The organism is Nitrosomonas eutropha (assembly GCF_900116685.1).
Lineage (GTDB): Bacteria > Pseudomonadota > Gammaproteobacteria > Burkholderiales > Nitrosomonadaceae > Nitrosomonas > Nitrosomonas eutropha_A.
In genome coordinates this window covers 1-2,834 of the sequence record NZ_FPBL01000028.1, presented here as the reverse complement: position 1 = coordinate 2,834, position 2,834 = coordinate 1, and the positions used below count along the sequence as shown (strand labels likewise).

Here is a 2,834-nt window from a genome sequence, read left to right as displayed (position 1 = left end):
AGTAATGGCTCTATCTCGGCAAACTTCTCTCGGCTGATGTCGCTGGCGTATTTTGGTCTCTTCATCTATTTATTATCAGGGGTGAGAAACAGATTGCAAACAGGTTCTTAAAGAGGATAAAGGTAGAAGCGCAGCAAGAAAGGCTTAGCTATTCTGCTCAGCTTTATTTTTTGCAAGAGCAGTAAATAACGCGGGGATAATCTTTTTTTCCTGCCTGTATGCGAGAAGCAAAGATTGAGCATCTGATTGCTTAGGAGTTGCCAGTTGCACTGGATTTTCTTGTGGAATATAAGGTTGCGTAAAGATGGGATCTTTATGATTTTGTAGTAAGCTTCTGCGTGATCCAGAATATTTTCTGGTTTTCTCACCATTGGCAACCTCGGCTTGCTTATTGCCACGCCGGGCAATATCAGCTGACACTCGATTTTTACGATCTGGCAAGCTTCTGACAAATGATTCCGCATCAAAACCAGCAACCTGCTCTGTCTCCAGTTTAGTATTCAGAAGTTTTTCGATACTGGTCAGAAGCTCAGTTTCGTGTTCACTTACCAGAGAAATTGCCTTTCCTTTACTGCCAGCTCGGCCTGTACGTCCGATTCTATGCACATAGTCTTCGGGATTACCGGGCAATTCATAATTGACCACATGCGATAATTTTTCAATATCAATACCACGCGCAGCTACATCTGTTGCTACAAGTATCTGCACACCACCATGCTTGAATTCAGAAAGTGCTTGTGTTCTCTGCTGCTGATTTTTATCTCCGTGAATTGCAAGTGCCAAGATTTTATGGCGAGAAAGCATTTGCGCCAGCTGGGAAGCTCCATGCTTTGTTTTTACAAAAACAAGTGCTTGTTTTAGATCTTGCTGTTTAACGAGATGCAACAGCAATGCAAACTTGCTTTCTGGTTTTATTCGGTGAACAACATGCGAAATAGATTCATTTATCGTATTCTGCGCTGCCACTTCAATCCGAATCGGATGTTTCAGCAAACCGTCTGCAAGTTTTCTGATCTCGTTGGAGAAAGTTGCAGAAAACATCAGACTCTGTCGCTGTGAAGGCAACAATGCCATCACTTTTTTGATGTCCGGCAGAAAGCCCATGTCCAGCATGCGATCGGCCTCGTCCAGAATCAGGATTTCTGTTTTTGAAAAATTCACAGCCTTATGCTCGACCAGATCCAGCAATCGACCAGGTGTGGCTACCAGTATTTCTATCCCAGTCCGCAACTCTGTTATCTGAGGTTCTATACTGACCCCACCAAAAACGACAGTAGTTCGCAAAGCAAGATACTTCCCATACTTTCTGACACTTTCATCAATTTGCATGGCCAGTTCACGCGTTGGAGCCATAATCAAAGCACGTACCGGGTGTCGGGCAGGCGATGTGCTAGAGCTTGCATGCACTTGCAGGTGGTGCAACAAAGGCAGAGTAAAGCCAGCTGTTTTACCAGTACCCGTTTGTGCACTGGCCATGACATCTTTACCGGCAAGAATCGACGGAATAACCTGGGCTTGAATCGGAGTTGGATTAATGTACCCCTCATCAATAACCGCCCGGAGTATTTCACTGGACAAGCCCAGCTGCTCAAAAGTTACGTCACTGCTCATAGTTTATTTTTACAACAAGTAGAACAAAATTTGCCAGCGGTATCGTTGTAACAGCATACACGACAAGAATCAATATTCATCAGATTTTTTATTAATCAATCATTTATAAAAAATATTAAATTACCCTTATTCTCAAACTAAAACTAAAGATCTGTATTTATTTTCTGCTCAAAATCACTTTAAGATTCATTTTTCTAATTCTAAACCATTTGAACAGACTACCTATCCTATCGAAAAAATTCAGAAATACCGGTGCTCCACTGATAGCAACCGCATCTACCAGACAATACCAAGCTGAAACTCCACTCGGCGGGTTACCTTGTGTTAGTTCGAATATTGGTTCAAGAGTAGCCCACCGCCAAGTGCCAGCAGCGGTACCAATCAGCTCCAACCAGGTCGTAATAAAGAACGCGGCCAGGTATACCAATGGCGATCTACCCTTGAACAGATAAATCAGAAATACTATATAAAGCAATGCGCCCACCTGATCACCGTGTTCGGGTAATCCGCTGATACCCCACATTGACCACAGACCACAAGTAATTACCACAAATGTCGTAATTTTCCTGGCATATTTGAGAAAAAAACCAGATCGTGCCAGCGCAACTGCTGTCAGATAAACCATGCCATGACCCGGTGGTACATACAGCGGAACATTATCCAGGCGGTAGGTATACCCCCCCATATAAATTGATGCGAAATGTTCACCAGCGGTTGCAAAAGCTACTGCAATTACAACCTGCATTCTTATTTCTCGATTCTCACCACGAAGTAATGTAATCAAAAAGGTCCAGGCAATAACACCTAATATATTTTGAAGTAGCAGCGTCCCGTGAGCATCAATTACAAGGCTAATTGCAACACAAGAAAACGTAAACACAGCGATAAAATAATCACGTTTTCTGTGAACCGGACTGCCATTCACCTCCGGAAATCTATCAAATATCTTCAACATCTCTAAAAATAAAAAAACCGCCCTTTCCGGCGGTTAAAAATAGTGACTCCCGGTATATTTTGTCTACCGAACCGAATTATAAATAAATTGTAAAAATTTCAACTCTGGATTTATCCCGAAAAGATATTTTTAACTTTTCGGGATAAATAGAGCATAACTAATTTAGTAGATACTCTCTATTTTCCTTTTTTGGCAGTTTTAGCGCTGGCCTGGAATTCGTCATGGAGCTTGAATTTAGGCTCTCCGTCAAATACGCCATCCAGTTTGT

The 2,834-nt window shown here is 42.2% G+C and carries 2 protein-coding genes and 1 pseudogene; all 3 read right to left on the bottom strand.

The window, feature by feature from the left end:
• Positions 1 to 144: 144 nt before the first annotated feature.
• Positions 145 to 1,611 carry a DEAD/DEAH box helicase gene (locus BM331_RS11320; RefSeq protein ID WP_074929566.1) on the bottom strand — a complete coding sequence of 489 codons (1,467 nt, stop codon included), beginning with the start codon at positions 1,609 to 1,611 and terminating at the stop codon, positions 145 to 147.
• Positions 1,612 to 1,768: 157 nt separating this feature from the next.
• The gene (locus BM331_RS11315) at positions 1,769 to 2,356 is read right to left on the bottom strand and encodes a hypothetical protein (RefSeq protein ID WP_256214910.1); all 588 of its coding nucleotides are present in this window, start codon (positions 2,354 to 2,356) and stop codon (positions 1,769 to 1,771) included.
• A gap of 386 nt (positions 2,357 to 2,742) precedes the next feature.
• Positions 2,743 to 2,834: pseudogene (locus BM331_RS11735) on the bottom strand (cytochrome C554); the annotation flags it as partial.